The sequence below is a fragment of the Pantoea sp. S18 genome, assembly GCF_045689705.1.
Taxonomy (GTDB): Bacteria; Pseudomonadota; Gammaproteobacteria; order Enterobacterales; family Enterobacteriaceae; genus Pantoea; species Pantoea symbiotica.
Genome location: NZ_CP142688.1, coordinates 1,775,714 through 1,801,624 on the forward strand (window position 1 = coordinate 1,775,714; position 25,911 = coordinate 1,801,624).

At 54.8% G+C, this 25,911-nt stretch carries 23 protein-coding genes; 19 read left to right on the forward strand and 4 right to left on the reverse strand.

All coding sequences use genetic code 11. The annotated features are described in order from the left end of the window. Positions 1-127: 127 nt before the first annotated feature. The 3 genes from fucO to VIJ98_RS08255 form a co-directional block, all read right to left on the reverse strand. Entirely contained in the window at positions 128-1,279 is a 1,152-nt protein-coding gene (gene fucO, locus VIJ98_RS08245; RefSeq protein ID WP_154194778.1) for a lactaldehyde reductase, read from the reverse strand. A gap of 205 nt (positions 1,280-1,484) precedes the next feature. Then, complete coding sequence (locus tag VIJ98_RS08250; protein ID WP_154181511.1) at positions 1,485-2,168, reverse strand: outer membrane protein; 684 nt, start codon at positions 2,166-2,168, stop codon at positions 1,485-1,487. A 153-nt stretch (positions 2,169-2,321) separates the two neighbouring features. After that, positions 2,322-2,615, reverse strand: a complete 294-nt coding sequence (locus tag VIJ98_RS08255) for a hypothetical protein (RefSeq protein WP_154152545.1) — start codon at positions 2,613-2,615, stop codon at positions 2,322-2,324. Positions 2,616-3,151: 536 nt separating this feature from the next. Between VIJ98_RS08255 and otsB the strand changes: the two genes are divergently transcribed. From otsB to cheZ, 15 genes are all read left to right on the forward strand, one after another. Next, a complete protein-coding gene (otsB, locus tag VIJ98_RS08260) occupies positions 3,152-3,940 on the forward strand; it encodes a trehalose-phosphatase (protein ID WP_323273317.1) in 789 nt (262 codons plus the stop codon). After that, the gene (otsA, locus tag VIJ98_RS08265) at positions 3,937-5,376 is read left to right on the forward strand and encodes an alpha,alpha-trehalose-phosphate synthase (protein WP_008102848.1); all 1,440 of its coding nucleotides are present in this window, start codon (positions 3,937-3,939) and stop codon (positions 5,374-5,376) included. Before otsB ends, otsA begins: the two co-directional genes overlap by 4 nt. A 1,068-nt stretch (positions 5,377-6,444) precedes the next feature. Continuing rightward, positions 6,445-6,795 carry a flagellar transcriptional regulator FlhD gene (gene flhD / locus VIJ98_RS08270; protein ID WP_008102850.1) on the forward strand — a complete coding sequence of 117 codons (351 nt, stop codon included), beginning with the start codon at positions 6,445-6,447 and terminating at the stop codon, positions 6,793-6,795. Continuing rightward, on the forward strand, positions 6,795-7,373 hold the full coding sequence (gene flhC, locus VIJ98_RS08275; RefSeq protein WP_008102852.1) for a flagellar transcriptional regulator FlhC: 579 nt from the start codon (positions 6,795-6,797) through the stop codon (positions 7,371-7,373). The genes flhD and flhC overlap by 1 nt, the downstream gene beginning before the upstream one ends. 132 nt (positions 7,374-7,505) lie before the next feature. Beyond that, entirely contained in the window at positions 7,506-8,393 is an 888-nt protein-coding gene (gene motA / locus VIJ98_RS08280) for a flagellar motor stator protein MotA (RefSeq protein WP_007891047.1), read from the forward strand. Further along, positions 8,390-9,421 (forward strand): flagellar motor protein MotB, encoded by a 1,032-nt coding sequence (motB, locus tag VIJ98_RS08285; protein ID WP_323273322.1) that lies wholly within the window; start codon positions 8,390-8,392, stop codon positions 9,419-9,421. Before motA ends, motB begins: the two co-directional genes overlap by 4 nt. A 10-nt stretch (positions 9,422-9,431) precedes the next feature. After that, complete coding sequence (cheA, locus tag VIJ98_RS08290) at positions 9,432-11,402, forward strand: chemotaxis protein CheA (protein ID WP_323275762.1); 1,971 nt, start codon at positions 9,432-9,434, stop codon at positions 11,400-11,402. Between the two features lie 22 nt (positions 11,403-11,424). Then, on the forward strand, positions 11,425-11,922 hold the full coding sequence (gene cheW, locus VIJ98_RS08295; RefSeq protein ID WP_008102858.1) for a chemotaxis protein CheW: 498 nt from the start codon (positions 11,425-11,427) through the stop codon (positions 11,920-11,922). A gap of 168 nt (positions 11,923-12,090) precedes the next feature. After that, on the forward strand, positions 12,091-13,770 hold the full coding sequence (locus VIJ98_RS08300; protein WP_323273324.1) for a methyl-accepting chemotaxis protein: 1,680 nt from the start codon (positions 12,091-12,093) through the stop codon (positions 13,768-13,770). Between the two features lie 268 nt (positions 13,771-14,038). Further along, positions 14,039-15,700, forward strand: coding sequence for a methyl-accepting chemotaxis protein (locus tag VIJ98_RS08305; protein WP_323273326.1), 1,662 nt, complete (start codon positions 14,039-14,041; stop codon positions 15,698-15,700). 168 nt (positions 15,701-15,868) lie between these two features. Next, the gene (locus tag VIJ98_RS08310; RefSeq protein ID WP_061716731.1) at positions 15,869-17,545 is read left to right on the forward strand and encodes a methyl-accepting chemotaxis protein; all 1,677 of its coding nucleotides are present in this window, start codon (positions 15,869-15,871) and stop codon (positions 17,543-17,545) included. Positions 17,546-17,648: 103 nt separating this feature from the next. Further along, on the forward strand, positions 17,649-18,524 hold the full coding sequence (gene cheR / locus VIJ98_RS08315) for a protein-glutamate O-methyltransferase CheR (RefSeq protein WP_101764604.1): 876 nt from the start codon (positions 17,649-17,651) through the stop codon (positions 18,522-18,524). Beyond that, on the forward strand, positions 18,521-19,570 hold the full coding sequence (locus VIJ98_RS08320) for a chemotaxis response regulator protein-glutamate methylesterase (RefSeq protein ID WP_008102868.1): 1,050 nt from the start codon (positions 18,521-18,523) through the stop codon (positions 19,568-19,570). The genes cheR and VIJ98_RS08320 overlap by 4 nt, the downstream gene beginning before the upstream one ends. A gap of 39 nt (positions 19,571-19,609) precedes the next feature. After that, complete coding sequence (gene cheY / locus VIJ98_RS08325) at positions 19,610-19,999, forward strand: chemotaxis response regulator CheY (protein WP_008102871.1); 390 nt, start codon at positions 19,610-19,612, stop codon at positions 19,997-19,999. 9 nt (positions 20,000-20,008) lie between these two features. Next, the gene (cheZ, locus tag VIJ98_RS08330) at positions 20,009-20,650 is read left to right on the forward strand and encodes a protein phosphatase CheZ (RefSeq protein ID WP_008102872.1); all 642 of its coding nucleotides are present in this window, start codon (positions 20,009-20,011) and stop codon (positions 20,648-20,650) included. A 73-nt stretch (positions 20,651-20,723) separates the two neighbouring features. Here cheZ and VIJ98_RS08335 read toward each other — a convergent pair whose 3' ends face one another. Continuing rightward, complete coding sequence (locus VIJ98_RS08335) at positions 20,724-21,542, reverse strand: DeoR/GlpR family DNA-binding transcription regulator (protein ID WP_323273332.1); 819 nt, start codon at positions 21,540-21,542, stop codon at positions 20,724-20,726. A 376-nt stretch (positions 21,543-21,918) separates the two neighbouring features. Between VIJ98_RS08335 and VIJ98_RS08340 the strand changes: the two genes are divergently transcribed. The 4 genes from VIJ98_RS08340 (at position 21,919) to VIJ98_RS08355 (ending at position 25,899) form a co-directional block, all read left to right on the forward strand. Then, the gene (locus VIJ98_RS08340) at positions 21,919-22,716 is read left to right on the forward strand and encodes a GolD/DthD family dehydrogenase (RefSeq protein WP_008102876.1); all 798 of its coding nucleotides are present in this window, start codon (positions 21,919-21,921) and stop codon (positions 22,714-22,716) included. A 63-nt stretch (positions 22,717-22,779) separates the two neighbouring features. Next, positions 22,780-23,715 carry a D-ribose ABC transporter substrate-binding protein gene (locus VIJ98_RS08345; protein WP_008102877.1) on the forward strand — a complete coding sequence of 312 codons (936 nt, stop codon included), beginning with the start codon at positions 22,780-22,782 and terminating at the stop codon, positions 23,713-23,715. A 42-nt stretch (positions 23,716-23,757) separates the two neighbouring features. After that, complete coding sequence (locus VIJ98_RS08350; RefSeq protein ID WP_179451175.1) at positions 23,758-24,369, forward strand: DUF2291 family protein; 612 nt, start codon at positions 23,758-23,760, stop codon at positions 24,367-24,369. A 9-nt stretch (positions 24,370-24,378) separates the two neighbouring features. Next, entirely contained in the window at positions 24,379-25,899 is a 1,521-nt protein-coding gene (locus VIJ98_RS08355) for a sugar ABC transporter ATP-binding protein (protein ID WP_323273336.1), read from the forward strand. Positions 25,900-25,911 lie beyond the last annotated feature (12 nt).

Genomic DNA, 25,911 nt, shown 5'->3' on the forward strand with positions numbered 1-25,911 from the left:
GAATATTAAGCAAAATTTCCAGATTAATCTGCCGATAGAAGTCGCGTGATTGGCGATAAACAGGGAATAACCGATACGGCTAATAACAGGCAATGCTGTTCATTCAGGATTGCCTATTTAGCATTAATCAGAACAGTTCACGATAAAGCGATCTAATCATTTCAACGCTGCACTCACGCGGATTGCCCGGCGTACACACATCAGCGAAGGCGGCGGCAGCGAGCGCATCCACATCCTGCTCCTGCATGCCGATATCACGCAGTCTGAGCGGAATACCGATATCGTGGTTCAGGGTGATCACCGCATCAATTGCCAGCGCACGTGCGTCGGCTAATGAACAGGAATAGGCGCCTTCCATGCCAAGCGCATGCGCGATAGCGCGGTACTTCTCGCCGGTATGTTCGGCATTGAACGCCATGATGTGCGGCAGCAGGACCGCATTGGCGATACCGTGCGGCGTGCCATAAAACGCGCCCAGCGGATGCGCCATACCGTGCACCAGACCGAGTCCGACATTCGAGAAGCCCATTCCGGCGATGTACTGACCCAGCGCCATATCGGCAACGCCCGCCGGCACGCCTTTGACCGAGTCACGCAGCGAGCGGCCAATAATTTCAATTGCCTTGAGATGGAACATGTCGGTGAGTTCCCACGCACCGCGCGTGATGTAGCCTTCAATGGCGTGGGTCAACGCATCCACGCCGGTTGCCGCTTTCAGGCTGGCGGGCATGCTGGCCATCATGTCGGGATCGATGATGGCAATCGCCGGAATATCGTGCGGGTCGTAGCAGACGAACTTGCGCTTCTTCTCTTCATCGGTGATGACGTAATTGATGGTGACCTCCGCCGCAGTGCCCGAGGTGGTCGGTACCGCAATGATCGGCACGGAAGGATTACGCGTGGCGGCACCGCCTTCCAGCATGCGCACATCGCTGAACTCGGGATTGGCAATCATCATGCCGATGGCTTTGCAGGTATCCTGCGGCGAGCCGCCGCCCACGGCGATCAGATAATCGGCACCCGAACGACGAAAAGCGTCGACGCCCGCATGTACCACATCAACGGTGGGATTAGGAATCACTTCATCATAGATCTCGAAACTGAGGTCGTGCTGCGCCAGCAGATCGGTAATGCGGGTGGCGACCGAAAACTTGATCAAATCCTTGTCGGTGACCACCAACGCTTTAGTAAAACCGCGTTTGTGAATCTCATCGACAATCGAATTAATCGCGCCCGCACCGAAATAAGCGGTCTCATTGAGGATCATTCTGTTAATCATATTAATTACCTTCACGTAGATGCCAGATTTAAGTTTTTTCGATTAAATTCATCAAGATAAGAAGATTTAACCTGTTCTAGATCTACGGGGTAATTGGCGGGCAGGTATTGAGATTTCTCAATAAAAACGTGGTTTCCGCAGGGCTGGAATTTCGCGGGCAAACTTCCCCCAACGCGAGATCAGGGGAAGGGGAGAAATTAACGCATCAGAACAAATAGCGTGCGCCCAGCGTGAACTGGTTCTCAACCAGATGGGCTTTCATTTGCTCATCCTTATAACCGCGCGCATTGACGAAGTTATTATAGCCGCTCTCAATCTTGCCCATATCCACGTAGCGATAGCCGACGTCGATGGCGATGCGATCGATCGGTGTATAACTCAGACCGGCACCAATGCTGTAGGTGAGATTGTTTTGCGTGCTTGAGGCGTACTCACGCGATGGCACGCCTTGCCAGCCGCCCGCTTTGATTTTGCTCACGCCCACCCCAGCGGTGCCGTACAGCGAAACGTTATATCCGAGCTCGATATCACGATAGAGGTTGAACATCAGGCGCTGCACGTCAGTTTGCAGATGGTTATAGCTGGTGGCGAAGGTGGATGAACCGCTGGTGAACTCCGCGCTTTGGCCAAAGGTGTATTCACCTTCGGTGCGCCAGCCGTTGCCCCATTGATAACCGAGCGCCAGCGCGGCAGTGGCCTGATGCGCCTTCTCGTTACCCGCAACAAACTGGCCGACGCCCGGACGCGCGCTGGTGTTCATCTCTTTAGCATTCTGTTGGTTTTGCAGATATTTCGCCGAAGCGTAATAGCCTTGATTCACATCCGCTGCCACGGCCGAGCCGGCGATGATCATCAAGGGCAGCGCGCAGCATAATAGTTTTAATTTCATCTGAATCCATTCTCTTCGTCAGGTGGAAAGGAGGAACGCGACTGTTCCTGATGACGAATCATAGGTAATGCGAGAGGGGGAAAACATGCGGTTGAATACGCAGGGAAATAGGTAGAACTACGCAGGAAACGCGCCGGCGAACCGGCGCAACAATCACGAACCTAAACGCAGGGTCTCGGCACGCTTTGCGGTGTCATAGACGTATTGCAGCATCGGTTCCAAATCGGTATCGGGCCCGGAGCTGATGATCTTGGCGCGCAGCCACTCAATCTCGCTGGTGATATCCGGCGGGAAAATGGTGTTGTTCTGCGCATTACGCAGCCATTTCAGCAGGAAGTTATTCTTGCCGCGCACGCCGCCAGACTTCTTGGTTTTGGCGTTGATTTTCAGGGCGACCAGAATGCAGTAATAGAAGTGAACGCGTTGGCTATAGCTTTGCGGGATCATCGTCGTTCACCCGCCATGACATATGAAAAATGTGATGTCGATCGGTTTTCCATCATCCGGATTCCTGCCTGAATGGATCTAAAAGCCGTGATCTATGCGGTTCAGGGCTCTATTTCCGCGCTGTAGCCGCACGGTAAACGCACCATATGATAATCCGCGCGGCGGATGCAAGTCGGCATAATCCGGGAATTAAGGCGGGAGAAGGGCGTAATACTGCCAGAAATAAGCGAAGCGTATGAAAAACCCGTGAGGCGATTCTTTTGCGGCATAACCCCTAAAACTGCCACTTATCCTATAGCGAAGCCGCATGAATCTGGCAATATCGTGATCTGCGTCTACACTTAAAGCTGACGATGTTCGCAGTCAGCCTGGCGAGTGAGTTCAAATGATGTTTGTTTGTGGAGAGTTATCTATCGAAATTCCGTGTTATCTGCAAAACCTCCTCGCACACACTTCTGCGGTTGTAACCGCCTCGATCGCCCAGCCAGCCTCCGAACATCCTGTGATGGTAAATTCCACAAGACAGGAGAAGAGTCGTGACCCCCGCGGTTAATCAGAACAGCACCTTGCCGTCGTTAAGTGGCGGACTTTATGCCTTCTTTTTTGATGTCGACGGCACGCTGGCAGCGATTCAGTCGCAGCCCGAGTCGGTCTCCATTCCCGCCTCGGTACGCCAGCTCCTGCAACAAATTTCCAATCTCAGCCACGGCGCAGTCGCGCTGGTTTCAGGACGTCCGATTGCGCAACTTGACGCCTTAGTGGCACCGCTCGAAGCACCCGCCGCTGGTGTGCACGGTGCAGAACGCCGCGATGCGGCGGGCCGCGTACATCGCCACAGCTTGCCGGGCGATGTGGCGCAAACGCTGCAAACCGAACTGCAGCAGACGCTGGATCAATGGCCGAATACGCTTTTAGAAGTGAAAGGCATGGCGTTTGCGCTGCACTATCGCAATGCGCCGCAGTATGAAAACGCCATCATGCAGCTGGCCGAAGACGCCGTCGCACGCTTTCCCGAGCTGGCGTTACAGCCAGGCAAATGCGTGGTGGAACTGAAGCCGCAAGGCATCGATAAAGGTGCCGCCGTACGTGAATTTATGCAGGAAGCGCCCTTTACCGGACGCATTCCGGTATTTGTGGGAGACGACCTGACAGACGAAAAAGGATTTCTCGCGGTCAACGCCATGCAGGGCATTTCTGTCAAAGTCGGTGAAGGGGCCAGCCATGCACGCTATCGCCTCGACAGCGTTGAGGCCGTATGGCACTGGCTTGAACAACTATTATTACAACTAGAACATGACAATGTGGGTAAGGAGTTTAGGTTATGAGTCGTTTAGTCGTCGTATCTAACCGTATCGCGATTCCCGATGGTAGCAAGGCCAGCGCAGGCGGGCTTGCTGTCGGTATTTTGGATGCTCTGCGAGATACCGGAGGATTATGGTTTGGCTGGAACGGAGAGATCAGCGAATTCTCAGGCGAAGAGGAAGATGAAGAACTTTCGCAGATCGAAAAAGACGGCATTACCTACGCGTCACTGCCGCTGAATCAAAACGATTACGATCAATATTATCTCCAGTTCTCCAATACCGTGATTTGGCCGGCTTTCCACTATCGCCTCGATCTGGTGCAGTATCAGCGCGAAGCCTGGGATGGCTATTGCCGCGTCAACACCTTGCTGGCACAGCGCCTTAAACCGCTGCTCAAGCCTGACGATATTCTGTGGATCCACGATTACCATCTGCTGCCGTTTGCCGCCGAGCTGCGCAAACAGGGCATTAATAACCGCATCGGATTCTTTCTGCATATCCCGTTCCCAACGCCTGAGATCTTCAACGCGTTGCCGCCGCATCAGGAACTGCTGGAGATGCTGTGCGACTACGATCTGCTGGGTTTCCAGACAGAATCCGACCGCGTTGCCTTCCTCGATAGCCTGAGTCAGCTGACGCAGCTGCAGAATAAAGGAGAGAAGAAGCATCGCGCCTTCGGCAACACCTTTATGACCGAGGTCTATCCGATTGGTATTGAGCCGGACACCATTAAAGAGATGGCGGAAGGGCCGCTGCCACCGAAAATGGCGGCGATGAAACGTGATTTGGGCGATCTGCAGAACATCATCGCCTGCGAGCGTCTGGATTACTCCAAAGGGTTGCCGGAGCGTTTCCTCGCCTTTGAAGCCTTGCTGGCGAATTTCCCGCAGCATCGCGGCAATGTGCGCTACTCGCAAATTGCACCCACTTCGCGCGGCGACGTACAGGCTTATCAGGACATCCGTCACCAGCTGGAAACAGAAGCGGGGCGCATCAACGGTAAATACGGCACCTTGGGCTGGACGCCGCTCTATTACCTCAATCAGCACTTTGATCGCCGTCTGTTAATGAAGATCTTCCGTCTCACCAACGTCGGCTTGATTACGCCACTGCGTGACGGCATGAATCTGGTGGCGAAAGAGTATGTGGCCGCGCAGGACCCGGATAATCCTGGCGTACTGGTATTGTCACGCTTTGCCGGTGCGGCCAATGAGCTGACGTCGGCTCTGATCGTCAATCCATACGACCGTGATGAAGTGGCAGCGGCGCTGGACCGCGCATTGACTATGCCGCGTACCGAACGTATTTCGCGTTATAACGACATGATGGCGGTGTTGCGCAAACAGGATATTTCGCACTGGCGCGAAAGCTTCCTGAAAGATTTAAATACGTTGCCGGTACGCAGTGACGATCACGGCACGGCAAATAAAGTCGCTACCTTTCCGAAATTAGCGTAACGCGCACCAACAAGTAAGGTCGCCATTAATGGCGACCTTGTTTCCAAAAACTCCCAGCCATCAATGACAATCTCCTCACCAAAAACTTCCTGCTATTACGCCACCCATCGCCACCTCATTTCTGCTTCACTGCACAGCGTTTTCACGCGCCATCCTAACTTCACGAAATCGATTTCATTTCTTTAAGCGCTAATGCGCTGACTCATCAGCAAAAAGCGCACATTTTGGTTAAAAAGCACGCAATCGAAAGGCCAAAAAAGCTTTTTTTCGTCTCAACCCTAAAGATCTCAGGTGGTACGCCGATAGTAATCGCGTAGCAAACCGAAAAAACACCGATTCATTCATTTCTCTAATGTAACGCTCTGTTACATCCCCTGCCGTGCGCTAAACACTCCCTACAATCCATTGACAGTTCCCAGGCGCTCTACGCCCAGTCTTCACGCTTCGCTAGCGTCTCGCTTTACGGCACATGGGCAATATTCCCTGTAAGTGATTAATTTAGAAGCGAATAGTTTCGCGCTAATTCAGAGTATTATGCTGCATATAATTCTTTATATGGCGCGTTATAGCACTCTAATTCCAACAAAACAGATATCTGATCGCGTTGTAATGACAATCTTCCGCAGAGCCTAAAATCCGCCTTACTTCAGCAAAATATTAAAGAAATAATCAGAAATCGCGCAAAAAACAGACAACAGAAAAGCGATGCTGAAGGGTTAGCGAAAAAATTTGCCTTAAAAGTGTGACGCAGATCACACTTTATCTAAAATTTCGCGCCACTCACGTTGTATGTCGAAATCAGACGATATAGATTTGCCTTGTTTTCAGATTAGTCTTAAAAAACTGTAAGCAGACGTCACGGAAGATGGTTACTACTCAAGCAAAGAATGGCCTGGAGTTTTGATTACTACTGATCAGTGTCCTGACGGGAAGTGAAACAGTTAGGTACGCGTTGGCTCAAGCCTGATTATTTTTTGCCATCTTTAGATTTACCAACCAGCAGCCCGAACCATAGAACAATTTAATTCTGTGGCCGTATATGTGTCGCGTCTATCAGGATGGAAAAAAATGGGTACATCAGAATTACTAAAACATATATATGACATCAATCTGTCATATTTGCTTCTTGCTCAGCGTTTAATTAACCAGGAAAAAGCTTCAGCAATGTTTCGTTTAGGCATCGATGAATCGATGGCTGATGCATTGTCGCAATTAACCTTACCTGAAATGGTAAAATTAGCGGAAACCAATCAACTGGTTTGCCAGTTCCGTTTTACCGATCACAACCATATTAATCGTCTGACTCAAGAGTCACGCGTGGATGACTTGCAGCAAATCCACACCGGTATTTTATTATCCAGCCGCCTGCTGCGGAATGCGTCTAAAGATGACGTCTCCGCGAAGAAGAGGGCAGTTTAATGACCGAAAAAAGTATTGTTCAGGAAGCGCGCGATATTCAGCTGGCAATGGAGCTGATTACATTGGGCGCACGACTGCAAATGCTGGAGAGTGAAACGCAGCTGAGCCGTGGTCGCCTGATTAAACTGTATAAAGAACTGCGTGGTGCTCCACCACCGAAAGGCATGCTGCCATTCTCTACTGATTGGTTCATGACCTGGGAACAAAACATCCACTCTTCTATGTTCTGTAACGCCTGGCAGTTCCTGCTGAAAACCGGCTTGAACAGTGGCGTTGAAGCGGTAATCAAAGCTTATCGCTTGTATCTTGAGCAGTGTCCGCAATCGGACGAGGGCCCGCTGTTGGCGCTAACGCGTGCATGGACCCTGGTGCGATTCGTTGAAAGCGGCATGCTGGAACTTTCTGACTGTAAGTGCTGTGGTGGAAGCTTTATTAACCACGCGCACCAGCCCGTCGGCAGCTTTGTCTGCAGCCTGTGCCAGCCGCCATCACGTGCCGTAAAAAGACGTAAACTTTCTGCAGATTCTGCCGATACCTTTCCACAACTGCTGGATGAACAGGTTAAACGCGCCGTTTAAGTTTGTTCGCATCGTGGAAAACATCCAGCAGCGGTTAATACCGCTGCTTTTTTTTTGCCTGCGATAAACGAATAACACCTGCGGCTCTCTGGCTTAACTTCCATCAACACGTTACGGACGTAAGGATTTTTTGTGCTGATAATTCTGGGTTATATCGTGGTCGTCGGCTCCGTGTTGGGCGGCTACGCGATGGTCGGCGGACATTTAGGCGCGCTATATCAACCGGCGGAGCTGATCATTATCGGCGGTGCCGGTATTGGTGCCTTTTTAGTCGGCAATAATGGCAAATCGATTAAGAAAACATTAAAAGCGCTGCCATTGTTAATGCGCGGCTCGAAATATAACAAAGCGGTATACATGGATTTAATGGCGCTGCTGTATCGCCTGATGGCGAAATCGCGTCAGCAAGGCATGTTGTCATTAGAACGCGACATTGAAGATCCCAGCCAGAGTGAAATTTTCGCTAACTATCCGCGTATTTTGTCCGATAAACAGTTAGTCGATTTTATTACCGATTATTTGCGTTTAATGGTCAGCGGAAATATGAACGCCTTCGAAATCGAAGCATTGATGGATGAAGAGATCGAGACCTACGAGCACGAGTGCGAAGTACCAGCGCAAAGTATATCGGCGGTGGGTGATGGCTTACCGGCTTTTGGTATTGTCGCGGCGGTAATGGGCGTGGTGCACGCACTGGCATCAGCCGACCGTCCGGCGGCCGAACTGGGTGCGTTAGTAGCCCACGCGATGGTCGGTACCTTCCTCGGAATTTTGCTGGCTTACGGCTTTATTTCTCCGCTGGCGTCGGTGCTGCGTCAGAAATGTGCCGAAACCACCAAGATGATGCAGTGCGTGAAGGTGACGTTGCTCTCCAGCCTCAATGGTTACGCGCCGCAAATCGCCGTGGAATTTGGTCGTAAAACGCTGTACTCCGCCGAGCGTCCCTCGTTCTCAGAGTTGGAAGAGCACGTGCGTAACGCCAAGAACCCGGCGAAACAAACTTCGGATGAGAATTCATGAAAGCAGGCAATCGCCCCATTGTGCTGGTTAAAAAGCGCAAACATAAAGGTCACCATGGGAGCCACGGTTCGTGGAAGATTGCCTATGCCGACTTTATGACGGCGATGATGGCGTTCTTTATGGTGATGTGGTTGCTCTCCATCTCCAGCCCCAAAGAGTTGGTCCAAATTGCGGAATACTTCAAAACGCCGTTGAAAGTGGCGTTAACCGGCGGTCAGCGCAGCAGCGACAGCGAAAGTCCGATCCCTGGCGGCGGCGACGATCCGACGCAGCAGAAGGGCGAAGTAAAGAAGATTGTCGATATGGATGCGCAGAAGAAGAAGCTGGAGGAGATCCGTCTGAATCGCCTGCGTGAAAAGCTCGACCAGCTGATTGAAGCCGATCCGCGTCTGAAAGCACTGCGTCCACACCTGATTATCAACATGGTGGAAGAGGGACTGCGCATTCAGATTATCGATAGCCAGAACCGCCCGATGTTTAAAACCGGCAGCGCGGACGTGGAGCCTTACATGCGCGACATCCTGCGCACTATCGCGCCGGTACTGAATGATATCCCGAACAAAATCAGCCTCGCGGGTCACACCGATGATTTCCAGTATGCCAACGGCGACCGTGGCTACAGCAACTGGGAACTGTCGGCGGATCGTGCCAATGCCTCACGGCGCGAGCTGGTGATTGGTGGCCTCGACGGCGCCAAAATGCTGCGTGTGGTCGGTATGGCCGACACCATGAAGCTGAAAAACCGTGGTGCTAATGATGCAGTCAACCGCCGCATTAGCCTGCTGGTGTTGAATCACGACACCGAAGCGGCGATTGAAAAAGAGAATGCCGAGAGCGATGCCGTTCAGGTAAGCGACCCGGCGCAAATTATTCCCGACATTACCGCACCCGCTGTACCGGCTGCGTCGACTGCCCCAACAGGTTCCACTGCGACACCGGCTGCGCCGGCTGCTGCAACGGCACCTGCGGCAGTGGCGACGCCCGCGGCGAGCGCGGTGACACCAGACCAACCCTCACAGCCGAGGTGATCCCGTGAGCATGGACATCAGCGATTTTTACCAGACGTTTTTCGATGAAGCCGATGAGCTGTTAGCGGATATGGAGCAACACCTGTTGGGACTTGATCCCCAGGAGCCCGATTCCGAGCAGTTGAATGCCATCTTCCGCGCCGCCCACTCCATCAAGGGCGGAGCCGGTACGTTTGGCTTTACGGTTTTACAGGAAACCACCCACATCCTGGAAAACATTCTGGATGGTGCGCGCCGCGGCGAGATGCAGCTCAGCACCGATATCATCAACCTGTTTTTGGAAACCAAAGATATTATGCAAGAACAGCTCGATGCCTATAAAACGGCGCAGGAGCCGAATGCAGAAAGCTTTAAATACATCTGCGAAGCGCTGCGTCAGCTGGCACTGGAAGCGAAAGGCATTGTGCCTGAAGCACCGAAAGTCGCCGAAGTGGTTGAGATTGCTGCAGCCGTTGCCGCCAGCGGTCTGCGCCTGCAACTGGTTGACCTGAAAGAGAAAGAGCCGGAGCTGATGCTGGAAGAGCTCGGTAATCTGGGTACCGTCAGTAACGTGGTGAAAGGCGCCAATTCGCTGGAAGTCACCATTGATGGCGTCGGCAAAGATGACATCGTAGCGGTGCTGTGTTTTGTGCTGGATGAAGCACAGATCCACTTCCCGTCAGGCGCGGCGGCAGTTGCTGAAGCGCCGGTAGCGGAAGTGGCTGCAGAAGCGGTGCAAACCGCCACCGTGACCGACATTACGCCAGCGGTGAAACGTGAACCTAAGCGTGCCGCCGCACCGGCTAAAGGCAGCGAATCCAGCAGTATCCGCGTAGCAGTAGAGAAAGTTGACCAACTGATTAACCTGGTTGGCGAACTGGTGATCACCCAATCGATGCTGGCGCAACGCTCCGGCGCGCTGGATCCGGTGGCGCACGGCGACCTGCTGAACAGCATGGGTCAGCTGGAGCGTAATGCCCGCGACCTGCAGGAATCGGTGATGTCGATTCGTATGATGCCGATGGAGTATGTCTTCAGCCGCTTCCCGCGTCTGGTGCGCGATCTGGCCAGCAAGCTGGGCAAAGAAGTGGAACTGACGCTGCTCGGCAGCTCGACCGAACTGGATAAGAGCCTGATTGAACGCATCATCGATCCGTTAACGCATCTGGTGCGTAACAGCCTCGATCACGGCATCGAAACCCCGGAAAAACGTCTGGCGGCGAATAAAACCGCCGTCGGCAACCTGACGCTCTCTGCGGAACATCAGGGCGGCAACATCTGCATCGAAGTGATCGATGACGGTGCCGGTCTGAACCGCGAACGTATTCTGGCGAAAGCGCTGTCGTCTGGTCTGCCGGTCAGCGACAGCATGAGCGACGAAGAAGTCGGCATGCTGATCTTCGCGCCGGGCTTCTCCACCGCCGAGCAGGTCACCGACGTGTCGGGCCGTGGCGTGGGCATGGACGTAGTGAAACGTAATATTCAGGAGATGGGCGGTCACGTCGAAATCTCCTCGAAGCAGGGCAAAGGCACTACCATTCGCATCCTGCTGCCGCTGACGCTGGCGATCCTTGACGGCATGTCAGTGCGCGTGGCTAACGAAGTGTTCATTCTGCCGCTCAACGCAGTGATGGAATCGCTGCAGCCGACCGCCGAAGAGTTGAAACCGCTGGCCGGTGGCGAGCGCGTGCTGGAAGTGCGTGGCGAATATCTGCCGCTGGTGGAGTTGTGGAATGTGTTTGAGGTGCAGAACGCCAAAACCGACGCCACGCAAGGCATCGTGGTGATTCTGCAAAGCGCAGGCCGTCGCTATGCGCTGCTGGTTGATCAGCTGATTGGTCAGCATCAGGTGGTAGTGAAAAACCTTGAAAGCAACTATCGCAAAGTGCCGGGCATCTCTGCCGCCACCATTTTGGGCGATGGTAGCGTGGCGCTGATTGTGGATGTCTCAGCACTGCAATCGTTGAACCGTGAAAAGCGTGTGGCCGGTGCCGCAGCGTAATAGATAACGAAAGGGTAAAAAAATGACTGACATGGCAACCGTGACCAAAATCGCTGGCGAAACCGTGGGCCAGGAATTCTTAGTTTTCACACTGGGTGACGAAGAGTACGGCATCGACATTCTGAAAGTGCAGGAGATTCGTGGTTACGATCAGGTAACCCGCATCGCTAACACGCCGGAATTCATCAAAGGCGTGACCAACCTGCGCGGCGTGATCGTGCCAATCATCGACCTGCGCGTGAAGTTCTCGCAGCCGGATGTGGTGTACAACGAGAACACCGTGGTGATCGTGCTGAATCTTGAGCATCGCGTGGTAGGCATCGTGGTCGATGGCGTTTCTGACGTGCTGTCACTGACGCAAGAGCAGATTCGTCCTTCACCGGAGTTCGCCGTCACCATGTCCACCGAGTACCTGACAGGTCTGGGTGCGTTGGGGGAACGTATGCTGATTCTGGTCGACATCGAAAAGCTGCTGAGCAGCGAAGAGATGGCGCTGGTGGATAACCTGCGTACCGCATAATCCCCGCAACGGGCCGCGCTGCTGCGGCCCGTTATCATCACGCGCGTGAATTAATTCCTTACAAATCAACAACAAAACTGCGAAAAACCTCTGCAGTATCCCTCAATATTCTCCGCCTTTGGTCGATAACTGATCTGTACCAATTTTCTTCATTTTCCAGGGCAAACTATGTTTACGAGAATCCGCGTAGTCACCAGCTTATTGCTGGTGTTGTTGGTGTTTGGCTTTTTACAGCTGGCATCGGGCTCACTGTTTTTCAAAGCGTTAAGCGATGACAAAAACAGTTTTAACGTTTCACAACTGGCGAGCAAAAACACTGCCGCCATCAACGATGCCTACATGAGCCTCAATCAGAGCCGTGTGGTGTTAACCCGCATTCAGCTGCGTATGGCAACCAGCAAACTCACCGGCAGCGAAGCGGATATCGCCGGTTTGTATGACGACAGCAAAGCCTTCCAGAAAGACGCCGCCGATAACTATCAGCTATTTAAAGCCACGCCGGACACACCGGGACAGGATGCCGCACTGAATAAGCGTGTGGATGAAACCTATACCGCCTATGCCAGCGCGCTGGGCCAGTTGCACGATGCGCTGGTGGCAAAAGATCTCGATCAGGCAGCCAAAGCGCCGGTTGCGCCGAGTCAAAACGCCTTCCTGAAAGAGTATCGCCAGTGGCGTGCCGATCAGGATCGCCTGACCGCTGCGGGCGTCGAAGCCAACAGCTCAGCCTACGAACACATGATTTGGCTGTTAGGCGCGGTGCTGGCGATTGTGGTGGCGGTGATTGTGCTGTGCTGGTTTGGCATGCGCAAAATTCTCATCAAGCCGCTTAATGAGAACATCCAGCATATTCAGCACATTGCGCAGGGCGATTTGACGCAGAGCATTGCGGTCGAAGGGCGCAACGAAATGAGCCAGCTGGCGGAAAGCCTGCATGAGATGCAGCAGTCGCTGGTGCGCACGGTAAGTGATGTGCGTGACGGTTCGGATGCCATCTTTACCGGGGCAAGCGAAATCTCTGCGGGCAACAACGATCTCTCGGCACGTACCGAAGAGCAGGCGGCTTCACTGGAGCAGACCGCCGCCAGCATGGAACAGCTAACCGCCACCGTGAAGCAGAACGCAGAAAACGCGCGTCAGGCGTCGCAGCTGGCGCTGAGCGCCTCCGAAACCGCGCAAAAAGGCGGCGACGTGGTACAAGGCGTGGTGCGCACCATGAGCGACATTGCCGGCAGTTCGAAGAAGATCGCCGACATCACCAGCGTGATCGATGGCATCGCTTTCCAGACCAATATCCTGGCGCTGAACGCGGCGGTAGAAGCGGCGCGTGCCGGTGAGCAGGGCCGTGGTTTTGCGGTGGTTGCCGGTGAAGTGCGTAACCTGGCGCAGCGCAGCGCGCAAGCAGCGAAAGAGATCAAAGGGCTGATTGAAGATTCCGTCCAGCGTGTGAACAGCGGGTCTGAACTGGTTGGCACCGCCGGTGAAACCATGAGCGATATCGTTAATGCGGTGACGCGCGTCACTGACATCATGGGCGAAATTGCCTCGGCGTCGGATGAGCAGAGCCGTGGTATCGATCAGGTCGGTCAGGCGGTAACGGAGATGGATCGCGTGACGCAGCAGAACGCCTCGCTGGTGGAAGAGTCGGCGGCGGCGGCGGCATCGTTGGAAGAGCAGGCCAGCCGCCTGAGCCAGTCGGTAGCAGTATTCCGCGTACCGCGCGCGGCGCAAGCGCAGCCGCAGGCCAAAGCCGGCGTGCGTCATCCACAGATCGCACCACCCACGCTGGGCACACCGCGTAAAGCGGTGACCGCGGCGGCGGGGGACGGTAACTGGGAGACGTTTTAACGCGTTAAATAGCGGTCGGCATAAATGCCGACCCTACGCAAACCTCACTTGTAGGGTCGCCATTCATGGCGACCAACATTAAAAAAATGCGCCTTTATCGCTAATCCGATAAAAGGCGCATTTTTTTTACTGTTAATTTTTTTAGTTATAAAACACTGCAATCATGCTCAAACGCAGAGTTTTAATTCGTAAAGTAGCTTAAGCACCCTGAAAAATTCAGATTGCTGGTCGATAACTGGGGGAGCCGAAACGTATCCCTGGAGAACCCATGTTAAAACGAATCAATGTAGTGACCAGCCTCATCGCCGTATTGCTGATGTTTGGCGCTTTACAATTACTGTCGGGTGGCCTGTTCTGGTCCGCCTTACAGAAAGATAAAGAGGCGTTTGCGGTAGCGCAGATCTCCTCCAACAACGTCGGCGCGATGTCCGATGCCTGGATTGAACTGAACCAAACCCGCACGGTGCTCAACCGCGCCATGTTGCGTATGCAGGGCACCATGGCCGCGCAGGCGAATGGCGGCCAGCTGGCGGCGTTAATTGCGCAAACTGAAAAGCAGCTCAATGTGGCTGCCGGTCACTATCAACGCTACTACGACTTACCGGCCACGCCGGGCTTGCCGGAAGCGCTGCGCGATAAGCTGGAAGCGAACTACGCCGCCTTTAACGACGGATTGAAAGCCATGCTGGATCGCCTGAAAGCCAACGATCTGCAAGGCATGTTTGCGCAGAATATCGAAGCGAAACAGGTGGCGATGAAAGCCACATACGAAGAGTGGCGGACTGAGCAAAGCAAACTGGCGGCAGAAGGCGTGGCGCAAAACCAGCGCGCCTTCCAGACCATGATGTGGTTGCTGGCGTCCGTGGCGCTAGTAGTCGTGGCGGTGATTGTTGGTTGCTGGTTTGGTCTGCGTAGCGTGCTGATTCAGCCGCTGCATCAGCTGCTGGCGCATATTCGTCATATCGCTGCTGGCGATCTCACGCAACAAATCGTGGTGGAAGGGCGCAATGAAATGAGCCAGCTGGCCGGTAGCCTGCATGAAATGCAGCAGTCTCTGGTTAGCACCGTTGGCAATGTGCGTGACGGTTCCGATGCGATTTTCACCGGCGCCAGTGAAATTGCCGCCGGGAATAACGATCTCTCTGCGCGTACCGAAGAGCAGGCCGCCTCACTGGAGCAGACTGCAGCCAGCATGGAGCAGCTCACCGCGACGGTGAAACAGAACGCCGAAAATGCGCGTCAGGCATCGCAGCTGGCGCTCAGCGCGTCCGACACCGCGCGCAAGGGCGGCGAGGTGGTCGATGGCGTGGTGCGTACCATGCAGGATATCGCCGGCAGTTCGAAGAAGATCGCCGACATTATCAGCGTGATTGATGGCATCGCTTTCCAGACCAACATTCTGGCGCTGAACGCGGCGGTTGAAGCGGCGCGCGCCGGTGAACAGGGCCGTGGTTTTGCCGTGGTGGCGGGTGAAGTGCGTAATTTGGCGCAGCGCAGTGCGCAGGCGGCGAAAGAGATCAAAGGCTTGATCGAAGACTCGGTGAACCGCGTCAACAACGGTTCGCAGCTGGTCGGCACCGCCGGAGAGACCATGAATGATATCGTCGGTGCCGTCACGCGCGTCACCGATATTATGGGCGAAATCGCCTCGGCATCGGATGAGCAGAGCCGTGGTATCGATCAGGTAGGACAAGCGGTGACCGAGATGGACCGCGTCACCCAGCAGAACGCCTCGCTGGTGGAAGAGTCCGCTGCTGCTGCTGCATCACTGGAAGAGCAGGCGAGCCGCCTGAGCCAGTCGGTATCGGTGTTCCGCATTCCACGCGCCGCGCAGGCGCAACCGAAGGCGAGCATGGTAGGTCAGATCGCCAGCGCACCGCGCAAAGCGGCTGCCGCGCCGGTGAGTGACGGCAACTGGGAGACGTTTTAACCGTTAGTAACAGGTCGCCATAAATGGTGACCCTACAAAATCCCCCGTAGGGTCGCCATTTATGGCGACCTTCTTCATCCCCAAGCTGGTCCAACCCCTGCGAACACACATAAAGATCCCCTTTTGAGCGCCGATAACAGAGGCGATCCGCCAACCAATGAGGTGTTTATGTTTAGTCGTATTCGTGTTGTATCCGGCCTGCTGTGCGTGCTGGCGCTGTTTGCCTTACTGCAGCTGTTCTCCGGTGGAGTGTTCTACTCCACGGTCAAAGCCGATAAAGATAATTTTGCCTATAACCAGCGTCTTAGCACGCTGCAGCGGGCGATGGGCACCTCATGGGTATCGCTGGTTCAGGCGCGTAACACGCTGAACCGTGCGGGGATCCGTTACCTGCTGGACAGTCAGCAGGCTGGCTCAGGCGCAACCGTGAAAGATCTGGTGGCGCTGGCGAGTGAGGAGTTGAAGAACGCCGATCAGGGTTTTGCCGAATTTAACGCCAACCTGTCTGAAAAGGGCAAAAAGGCCGAGAACGTGCTGACGCTGCAGGCCAACTACAACGCCTATCGGGGTGCATTGGGTGAGTTGATCGATTTCCTCGGTAGCGGAAATTTCAAAGGATTTGTTGATCAGCCGACGCAGGGATTCCAGGACAAATTTGCCAAAGATTACAACGCGTGGCTGAGCTACAACATTGTGCTCGCCAATCAGGGCATTGAAGCCAATGACGCGGCATACACCAAGTCCATCATGCTGGTGGTCGGCACGCTGCTGGTGACCTTGCTGGTGATTGCGCTGGTGTGGAGCGGCATGCGTACGGTGCTGATCCGTCCGCTGAAGCAGAGCATCGAGCACATTCGTCACATCGCGCGTGGCGATTTGACGCAGCAGGTCGACATCACGGTGCGCAATGAGATGGGCGAGCTGCTCACTTCGGTGCAAGAGATGCAGCAAGAGCTGGCGCGGACGGTGCGTACCGTGCGTGACGGTTCCGATGCCATCTACACCGGTGCCAGCGAAATCGCCATGGGCAACAACGATCTCTCCTCGCGTACCGAGCAGCAAGCGGCTTCGCTGGAAGAGACCGCTGCCAGCATGGAGCAGTTGACCGCCACCGTGAAGCAGAACGCCGAAAATGCTCGTCAGGCATCGCAGCTGGCGCTCACCGCCTCGGAAACCGCGCAGCAGGGCGGCAAAGTGGTGGATGGCGTGGTTACCACCATGAAAGAGATCACCGGCAGCTCGAAGAAAATCGCTGACATCATCAGCGTGATCGATGGCATTGCCTTCCAGACCAATATCCTCGCACTGAACGCAGCGGTAGAAGCTGCGCGCGCCGGTGAGCAGGGACGTGGATTTGCTGTGGTAGCGGGCGAGGTGCGCAGTCTGGCACAGCGCAGCGCACAAGCGGCGAAAGAGATTAAAGGATTGATCGAAGATTCGGTCAGCCGCGTCAACACCGGTTCTGTGCTGGTGGAGAGCGCCGGGGAAACCATGACCAACATCGTGAATGCGGTTACGCGCGTCACCGACATCATGGGCGAAATCGCCTCGGCGTCGGACGAGCAGAGCCGTGGTATCGATCAGGTCGGTCTGGCGGTGAACGAGATGGATCGCGTGACGCAGCAGAACGCCGCGCTGGTTGAAGAGTCTGCGACTGCGGCAGCGGCGCTGGAAGATCAGGCTAGCCGACTGAAACAGTCAGTTGCGGTGTTCAATATCGGTAAAGAATTTGTCGTTCAGGCCGTTAACGTATCTACAGCGGCAAAAAATTTGCGTTCCGGCACGCCAAAAGCACTGGCACCGGCAGGCGCACGTAGCACTGACGATAACTGGGAAACCTTTTAATCCTTGTGGCCGCCGCAAGGCGGCCCATAAGAATGGCGCGACTGGCAGCACAGTAGCAACCGCAGTATCACAATTTAAACAGTTTGTTGCCGGGTGACCTGAAATGAAGAAATCGACGTTATTGGATCAAAGTGAAGCGACCACGCTGCTCTCGCAAATGGTGCAGCGCTTACCGCTCTCAGATACGCATTTTCGTCGCATTAGCCAGCTGATCTATCAGCGCGCGGGCATTGTGCTAGCCGACCATAAACGCGAGATGGTTTACAACCGTTTAGTGCGTCGTCTGCGCATGCTGAATATTGATGACTTTGGCCGCTATCTGGCGCTGCTGGAGCAGGACCAAAACAGTGCGGAGTGGCAGGCGTTTATTAACGCGCTGACCACCAACCTGACCTCTTTCTTCCGCGAGGCGCATCACTTCCCGATCCTCGCGGATCATGCGCGTAAGCGCACGGGTAATTACAGCGTCTGGAGCACCGCCGCCTCAACCGGCGAAGAGCCGTACTCCATCGCCATGACGCTGGCGGAAACGCTGGGCACCGGTCCGGGTAAATTCCAGGTCCATGCCAGCGATATCGACACGCAAGTATTAGAGAAAGCCGTGGCGGGCGTGTATCGCCAGGAAGAGCTACGCACGCTATCGCAGTCACAGCTGCAGCGCTTTTTCCTGCGCGGCACCGGTCCGCACGAAGGCATGGTGCGCGTGCGTTCCGACCTCGCCAATATGGTGAACTATACGCAACTGAATTTACTGGCACACGACTGGGCGTTGCCGGGTCCGTTCGACGCAATTTTCTGTCGCAACGTGATGATCTATTTCGATAAAGAGACGCAGGAACAGATTCTGCGCCGTTTTGTGCCCCTGCTGAAACCCGGTGGTCTGCTGTTTGCCGGGCATTCCGAGAACTTTAGTCAGATCAGCAAAGAGTTCTGGCTGCGTGGACAGACAGTCTATGGACTGAGCAAGGAAAGACGATGAGCAAAATCACCGTGATGTGCGTGGATGACTCTGCGCTAATGCGACAGTTGATGACGGAGATCATCAACAGCCATCCCGATATGGAGATGGTCGCGAGTGCGCCAGATCCGCTGGTGGCGCGGGATTTAATCAAACAGTACAACCCGCAGGTGTTGACGCTGGATGTCGAGATGCCGCGTATGGATGGCCTCGATTTCCTCGAGAAGCTGATGCGCCTGCGCCCGATGCCGGTGGTGATGGTTTCTTCGCTGACCGGTAAAGGTTCAGAAGTAACGCTGCGCGCGCTCGAGTTGGGTGCGGTGGATTTCGTCACCAAGCCGCAGCTCGGAATTCGCGAAGGCATGCTGGCGTACAGCCAGATGATTGCCGACAAGATCCGCGCCGCCGCGCGCGCCAAGCTGCATGTGCGTGCTTCCACGCCGATGCCGGTGACGCTGAAAGCGGGTCCGCTGCTGAGTAGTGAAAAGCTGATCGCCATCGGCTCTTCCACTGGCGGTACCGAGGCGATTCGCCATGTGCTACAGCCGCTGCCGGCGACCAGCCCGGCGCTGCTGATTACTCAACATATGCCGCCTGGCTTTACCCGCTCGTTTGCCGAGCGCCTGAACAAGCTGTGCCAGATCACCGTGAAAGAAGCGGAAGACGGCGAGCGTATTCTGCCGGGCCACGCCTATATTGCGCCAGGCGCGATGCACATGGAGCTGGGCCGTAGCGGTGCCAACTATGTGGTGAAACTGAATGACGGTCCGCCAGTGAACCGACACAAGCCATCGGTAGATGTGCTGTTCCGTTCGGTGGCGGTGCACGCAGGACGAAATGCGGTGGGTGTAATTCTGACCGGGATGGGTAACGACGGCGCGGCCGGGATGCTGGAAATGCATCGCGCGGGCGCCTGGACCATCGCGCAGGATGAAGCCAGCTGCGTGGTATTTGGTATGCCGCGCGAAGCGATTGCGATGGGCGGCACCAGTGAAGTGGTCGATTTAGGCCACATCAGTCAGCACATGCTGGCGAAAATTAGCGCCGGACAGGCATTGCGAATTTAACGAGCCCGTCCTGCTGGACGAGACAACACGGGAGTAGATATGGCTGATAAAAATATGCGCTTTTTGGTGGTGGATGACTTCAATACGATGCGTCGTATCGTCCGTAACCTGCTGAAAGAGCTTGGATTCAACAACGTCGAAGAAGCAGAAGATGGCGTCGATGCCCTAACCAAACTGCGTGCCGGTGGCTTTGATTTCGTGGTTTCCGACTGGAACATGCCGAACATGGACGGTCTGGAGCTGCTGCAAACCATTCGTGCTGACGCCACGCTGAATAAACTGCCGGTGCTGATGGTGACCGCAGAAGCGAAGAAAGAGAACATCATCGCGGCCGCGCAGGCGGGCGCCAGCGGCTACGTGGTGAAACCGTTCACGGCGGCCACGCTGGAAGAGAAGTTAGGCAAAATATTCGAAAAACTGGGTATGTAAGGAGATGTGATGAGCGACCTTCCGAAATCAACCGAAGAAGCCTCGGCACACGACATTATTACCCGCATCGGCTCACTGACGCGCATGTTGCGTGACAGTCTGCGTGAGCTGGGGTTAGACCAGGCGATTGCTGAAGCGGCGGAAGCCATTCCTGATGCGCGCGATCGTCTGGATTATGTTGTGCAAATGACGGCGCAAGCGGCAGAACGTGCGTTGAACTGCGTTGATGCAGCGCAGCCACACCAGGACCAAATGGAAGCCGGCGCTAACCAGCTGAAAGGCCGGTGGGATGCGTGGTTTGAAAATCCGATTGAACTGACTGATGCGCGCGAGTTGGTTTCGGATACGCGCCAGTTCCTGACTGACGTTCCGGGACACACGTCGTACACCAATAAGCAGTTGCTCGAAATCATGATGGCGCAGGATTTCCAGGACCTGACCGGTCAGGTGATCAAGCGCATGATGGATGTGATCCAGGAGATCGAGCGTCAGCTGTTGATGGTGCTGCTGGAGAATATGCCAGAAGCCAACGCCGCGGCGCGTAAAGAGGGCAACAGCCTGCTGAACGGTCCGCAGATCCACGCCAATGCACCTGGCGTGGTGGCGAACCAGGATCAGGTTGATGACCTGCTGGATAGCTTAGGGTTTTAACGGTTAGCGAGCGGTCGGCATCAATGCCGACCCTACAAAACCGCGTAGGGTGGGCATTTATGCCCACCTGGTTTTACACCGCGCGCTTCTGCGCCAACGCCAATTGCGCCACCAACACTTCCACGCCTAACGCCTCAAACGCCGCAACCTGCGACGGAGAAATACCGCTATCGGTAATCAGATAGTGAATATGGCTCCAGTCACACGGTAGCGCGAACATCGACACCTTATCGATCTTGCTGGAATCCGCCACCACATAAACGGTGTTGGCTGACTTGATCATCGCCATTTTCACCTTGATATCGGTCTCGCTGGGAAAGCTCAACCCCAGACGTGGCGAGATACAGGCCGTGGCAAGAAACAGCTTTTCCGCCAGCACGTTTTCGAAAAACGAAGCCGCTTTCTCGCCCGAAGTTGAAAGCGTCGGGAACTTGAACGTCCCACCGGTCAGCAAAATATTAATGCCCGGCTCGCCGCCCAGCTTCAGCGCAATATTCACCGCCGTGGTAATCACCGATAACCGACGAATATGGCTAATCGCCTCGGCAATCGCCGTGGTGGTGGTACCGGAATCGAAAATCACCGTATCGCCATTTTCTACATGCTGCGCGGCAAGATGGCCAATCGCCTGTTTTTCTTCAAGATGCGTCTGACGCTCCAGCAACATTGCGCCGGTATTCTGCTTGCCGGTCATCAAGGTGGCACCGCCGTGATAACGCTGCACGTGGCCCTCTTGCTGCAACATGCGCAGGTCGGTGCGAATGGTGGCTTCGGTCAGGCCGAAGGTGTCGGTTAGCGCTTTAACCGTGACTGTGCCGTCTTCGCGGATCATCTCCAGAATCTTCTCACGGCGCTGCTGCATATCAGCCAGCTGCTCAGTTTTGCTTTTCAATCGAAATGCTCCCTCTTTCCAATCACGGTCTGGTTTCTCCAATAAGGAAACCCGAGCTGATTTTACTCTGCGTTTTGGGCATTTGCGAGGCAGCTTCCAGAATCATTCGTTTTCGAACGAAAATCATCATCTGCTATGCGATTGATTTCGCAGAAAGCCACTAGCAGCTCTCTCCATGTCATAAATTCAGTAATTTACGCAAACTTAATAAAATCATGGGGATAATTTTTCTTGCTGCGATTTGTATGAAATTTGATCTCCTCCACAAACCATTATTAATCGATAGCTTATATTTTTGTTCGAAAATGATATTTGCAAAAACGATAACCCGGCCAGCCGTAACCAGAGCCGCCGTACACCATTATGGAGAGAGACGATGAGTGGGGAATATGACGTTAACCTGCGCTACGGCGTGAACATTGAGCAGGATTTAACCGGTAAAGTGGCGGTGGTCACCGGCGGGCTGGGCGGGATTGCGATGGCAAGTAACGCCATGCTGCTGGAGAAGGGCGCACGGCTGGCGCTGCTCTATCCGCCTTTCGAAAGCGAAAAAGTGGCGGGCGTGCAGGATCAGTTTGCTGCCGATCGTGTGCTGCTGGTGTGCTGCGACGTGACCGATCCAGCCTCGGTTGAAGCGGCATTTGATAACGTCGAACAGCATTACGGCAAGATCGATATCCTGGTGAACTGCGCGGGCTACGTGATGTTGCAACCGGTGTTAGAAACCGATTTTGCCGAGTGGCAGAAGCAGATCGACGTCAATCTTACCGGACCTTTCCTCTGCTCACAGGCGGCCGGTAAACGCATGGTGCGCGCCGGTAACGGCGGCAAAATTATTAATATCGCCTCGCAGGCCGCTTCCATCGCCATCGATAACCACGTTGCCTACACCTCAGCCAAAGCCGGTCTGCTCGGCATGACCAAAGTGATGGCTAAAGAGTTCGCTCCCTATCGCATTAACGTTAATACCTTATCGCCCACCGTGGTGCTGACGCCGATGGGTGAAAAAGCCTGGCGCGGCGAGAAGGGCGAGCAGATGAAAAAGCTGATCCCACTCGGACGCTTTGCCTATACCGACGAAATCGCCGCCGCAGTGCTGTTCTTCGCCAGCAACGGCAGCGACATGATCACCGGCGCAGATTTAATGATCGACGGTGGCTTTACCATCTGGTAAGCCGCGCCAACACCAGAACGGCTGACCCTGCGTGACCCAATATAACAATGAGAGAACCTCACCATGAAAAAACGTACCCTGCTGTTAACTGCCATTGCCAGTTGCATGATCTCCCAAGCCAGTTTCGCTGCCGATAAAGGCACCATCATGATTCTGGTGAACTCGCTGGATAACCCGTATTACGCCTCCGAAGCCAAAGGTGCCAACCTTAAAGCGCAGCAGCTGGGCTATAAAACCAGCGTGCTATCGCATGGCGAAGATGTGAAAAAACAAAGTGAACTGATTGATGCCGCCATCGGCAAAAAGGTGCAGGGCATCGTGCTGGATAACGCCGACTCCACTGCCAGCGTGGCCGCCATTAAAAAAGCCAAAGATGCCGGCATTCCGGTGGTGCTGATCAACCGTGAAATCCCGGTAGACGACGTGGCGCTGGCACAGATCACCCACAACAACTTCCAGGCCGGATCTGACGTGGCCAACGTGTTTGTCGAGAAGATGGGGGAGAAGGGCAGCTACGCGGAACTCACCTGTAACCTCGCCGACAACAACTGCGTGACGCGCTCTAAATCCTTCCATCAGGTGCTCGACCAATATTCAGACATGAAAAGCGTCGCGCGTCAGGATGCCAAAGGCACGCTGATTGACGGCAAACGCATCATGGACAGCATTCTGCAGGCGCATCCGGATGTAAAAGGGGTGATCTGCGGTAACGGCCCCGTGGCGCTGGGTGCGATTGCGGCTCTGAAAGCGGCGGGCCGTAACGACGTCATCGTGGTCGGCATTGACGGCAGCAATGATGAACGTGACGCGGTGGAAAAAGGCGACTTGAAAGCCACGGTGATGCTGCAGGCGCAAGCCATCGCCGCACAGGGCGTGACCGACCTCGACAACTTTATTCAGAAAGGCACCAAGCCTGAGAAGCAACGCGTGATGTTCCGCGGCATTCTCATCACGCCAGACAACGCCAAAGGCGTGCAGGACTTTAACTTCAAGTCGTAATCAATGCGGTGCGCCCGTCTATCGGGCGCCCAGGAGAATGTGATGCACAGACGACTCTGGTTACTGCTTCCTGTCGTGATCCTTAGCGGTTGCCGCATTGTGTCGCAGCAGGAGCTGGCCGACCTGAAAAATCCTCCCAATCCCAAAATGGGCAATATTGCCCAAACGTGGCAACAGAAGCTGGTACCGCAAGTGCAGCATGATGCGAAGCCGGTGGCTGAGTTGTTGAATGCGCTGAAGTCCGCCAAAGATTTTGATAGCGCCTGTAAAACCTACGGCTATCGCAGCCAGGAAGAGAACCCGTGTGTGTTCAGTGTCAACGTGAGCGGCGAAGTTACCGCCGTCAACACCACATCGCGTAATGGCCGGATGACGGTGAAGGATGTGTCTGGTGACAATATCACGGTGCAGGTTGGCCCGATTTTTCCCGGTACGGTGTTGCGCGATGCCTATAAAGGTGCCAGCTATCAGGACTTTAACGATCAGGTGCTGTTCGGCGACTACAGTCGCGCGATCAATCAGCAGGCGGCGAACATGATGAGTGCTTTCAAGCCCAAAGTGGGTGACAAAGTGCAGCTTGCTGGCGTGTTTAGCAGCTTCGATACGCCGGAGCAGGTGCCGAATGTGACACCTGCGGCGATTACACGTCAGTAAGGAGCGGATATGCAACAGCCTCAACATGACGTGATTATTGAAACCCGCAACGTGTCGCGCATCTATCCCGGCGTCACCGCGCTGGATCAGGTCAATTACCGCGTCTATCGCAACAAAGTGAACGTGCTGATTGGCGAAAACGGCGCGGGAAAATCCACCATGATGAAAATGCTGGCTGGCGTGGAGATCCCCTCATCGGGCGAGATTCTGCTGGACGGCGCGGCGGTGTCGCTAAGCTCCACACATCAGGCGGAAAAACAGGGCATCAGCATTATCTTTCAGGAGCTGAACCTGTTTCCGAACATGAATGTGATGGACAACATCTTCATGGCCAATGAGTTTTTCCAGCGCGGTGTGATCAACGAGAAGTATCAATATTCTCTGGCCAAAGCGCTGCTGGAACGGCTGGAACTGGATGTCGATCCCTACGCGCCACTGGCTGAACTCGGTATCGGCCATCAGCAGCTGGTGGAGATTGCCCGCGCGCTATCAAAAGACACACGCGTGCTGATCATGGATGAACCGACCAGCGCGCTCAGCCAGTCAGAAGTGAAGGTGCTGTTCAACGTCATCGACCAGCTCAAACGGCGCGGCGTCACCATCATCTATATCTCACATCGACTGGAAGAGCTGATGGAGATTGGCGATCACATCACCATCTTCCGCGACGGACGCTTTATCAGCGAACGCGAAGTCCGCGACGCCTCGATTCCGTGGATCATCGAGCAGATGGTGGGCGACAAGAAGAAACACTTCGACTACCAACCGGCGACCCAGGGCGAAACGGTACTCAGCGTCAGCGGGCTTACCGCGCTACATCAAAACGGCGGCTACAAACTCAATGATGTCTCTTTCTCGCTGCGCAAAGGCGAAGTGATTGGCATCTACGGCTTGCTGGGCGCCGGGCGCACCGAGTTGTTCAAAGGGCTGATTGGCATGATGCACTGTCAGTCGGGCAGCGTCAGTCTGAACGGCGAAGCGCTGGAGAAGCGCAGCTTCCAGCAGCGACTGAAAAAAGGTATCGCGCTGGTGCCGGAAGATCGTCAAACCGAAGGCGTGGTGCAGCTGATGTCGATCACCGCCAATATGACGCTCAGCGATCTTAGCCTGCGCGGCTTTCGCCGCTGCTGGCGCATGCTCAATCCGCACAAAGAAAAGAGTCGCGTTGATGAAATGATTGGTCATCTCGCCATCAAAGTCAGCGATGCCGAATTGCCGATCACCTCGTTAAGCGGTGGCAATCAGCAAAAAGTGGTGCTGGGCAAAGCCCTGATGACCGGGCCGCAGGTGGTGCTGCTGGATGAGCCGACGCGCGGCATTGATGTGGGCGCCAAAACCGACGTCTATCACCTGATTGGCAACCTGGCGCAGCAGGGATTGGCGGTGATGTTTTCCTCGTCCGAGCTGGATGAAGTGATGGCGCTGGCTGACCGCATTTTGGTGATGGCGGATGGTCGTATCACCGCCGATTTACCGCGCGCGGCGGCCACGCGCGAAGCCCTGATTAGCGCCTCAACGCCGCATGATTGAGCCCGCTGGAGA

What these genes read in the sequence shown, in the direction of transcription:
- fucO (WP_154194778.1), bottom strand. Translation starts at nt 1,279, where the DNA reads ATGATTAACAGAATGATCCTCAATGAGACCGCTTATTTCGGTGCGGGC.
- VIJ98_RS08250 (WP_154181511.1), bottom strand. Translation starts at nt 2,168, where the DNA reads ATGAAATTAAAACTATTATGCTGCGCGCTGCCCTTGATGATCATCGCC.
- VIJ98_RS08255 (WP_154152545.1), bottom strand. Translation starts at nt 2,615, where the DNA reads ATGATCCCGCAAAGCTATAGCCAACGCGTTCACTTCTATTACTGCATT.
- otsA (WP_008102848.1), top strand. Translation starts at nt 3,937, where the DNA reads ATGAGTCGTTTAGTCGTCGTATCTAACCGTATCGCGATTCCCGATGGT.
- flhD (WP_008102850.1), top strand. Translation starts at nt 6,445, where the DNA reads ATGGGTACATCAGAATTACTAAAACATATATATGACATCAATCTGTCA.
- flhC (WP_008102852.1), top strand. Translation starts at nt 6,795, where the DNA reads ATGACCGAAAAAAGTATTGTTCAGGAAGCGCGCGATATTCAGCTGGCA.
- motB (WP_323273322.1), top strand. Translation starts at nt 8,390, where the DNA reads ATGAAAGCAGGCAATCGCCCCATTGTGCTGGTTAAAAAGCGCAAACAT.
- cheA (WP_323275762.1), top strand. Translation starts at nt 9,432, where the DNA reads ATGGACATCAGCGATTTTTACCAGACGTTTTTCGATGAAGCCGATGAG.
- cheW (WP_008102858.1), top strand. Translation starts at nt 11,425, where the DNA reads ATGACTGACATGGCAACCGTGACCAAAATCGCTGGCGAAACCGTGGGC.
- VIJ98_RS08300 (WP_323273324.1), top strand. Translation starts at nt 12,091, where the DNA reads ATGTTTACGAGAATCCGCGTAGTCACCAGCTTATTGCTGGTGTTGTTG.
- VIJ98_RS08305 (WP_323273326.1), top strand. Translation starts at nt 14,039, where the DNA reads ATGTTAAAACGAATCAATGTAGTGACCAGCCTCATCGCCGTATTGCTG.
- VIJ98_RS08310 (WP_061716731.1), top strand. Translation starts at nt 15,869, where the DNA reads ATGTTTAGTCGTATTCGTGTTGTATCCGGCCTGCTGTGCGTGCTGGCG.
- cheR (WP_101764604.1), top strand. Translation starts at nt 17,649, where the DNA reads ATGAAGAAATCGACGTTATTGGATCAAAGTGAAGCGACCACGCTGCTC.
- VIJ98_RS08320 (WP_008102868.1), top strand. Translation starts at nt 18,521, where the DNA reads ATGAGCAAAATCACCGTGATGTGCGTGGATGACTCTGCGCTAATGCGA.
- cheY (WP_008102871.1), top strand. Translation starts at nt 19,610, where the DNA reads ATGGCTGATAAAAATATGCGCTTTTTGGTGGTGGATGACTTCAATACG.
- cheZ (WP_008102872.1), top strand. Translation starts at nt 20,009, where the DNA reads ATGAGCGACCTTCCGAAATCAACCGAAGAAGCCTCGGCACACGACATT.
- VIJ98_RS08340 (WP_008102876.1), top strand. Translation starts at nt 21,919, where the DNA reads ATGAGTGGGGAATATGACGTTAACCTGCGCTACGGCGTGAACATTGAG.
- VIJ98_RS08345 (WP_008102877.1), top strand. Translation starts at nt 22,780, where the DNA reads ATGAAAAAACGTACCCTGCTGTTAACTGCCATTGCCAGTTGCATGATC.
- VIJ98_RS08350 (WP_179451175.1), top strand. Translation starts at nt 23,758, where the DNA reads ATGCACAGACGACTCTGGTTACTGCTTCCTGTCGTGATCCTTAGCGGT.
- VIJ98_RS08355 (WP_323273336.1), top strand. Translation starts at nt 24,379, where the DNA reads ATGCAACAGCCTCAACATGACGTGATTATTGAAACCCGCAACGTGTCG.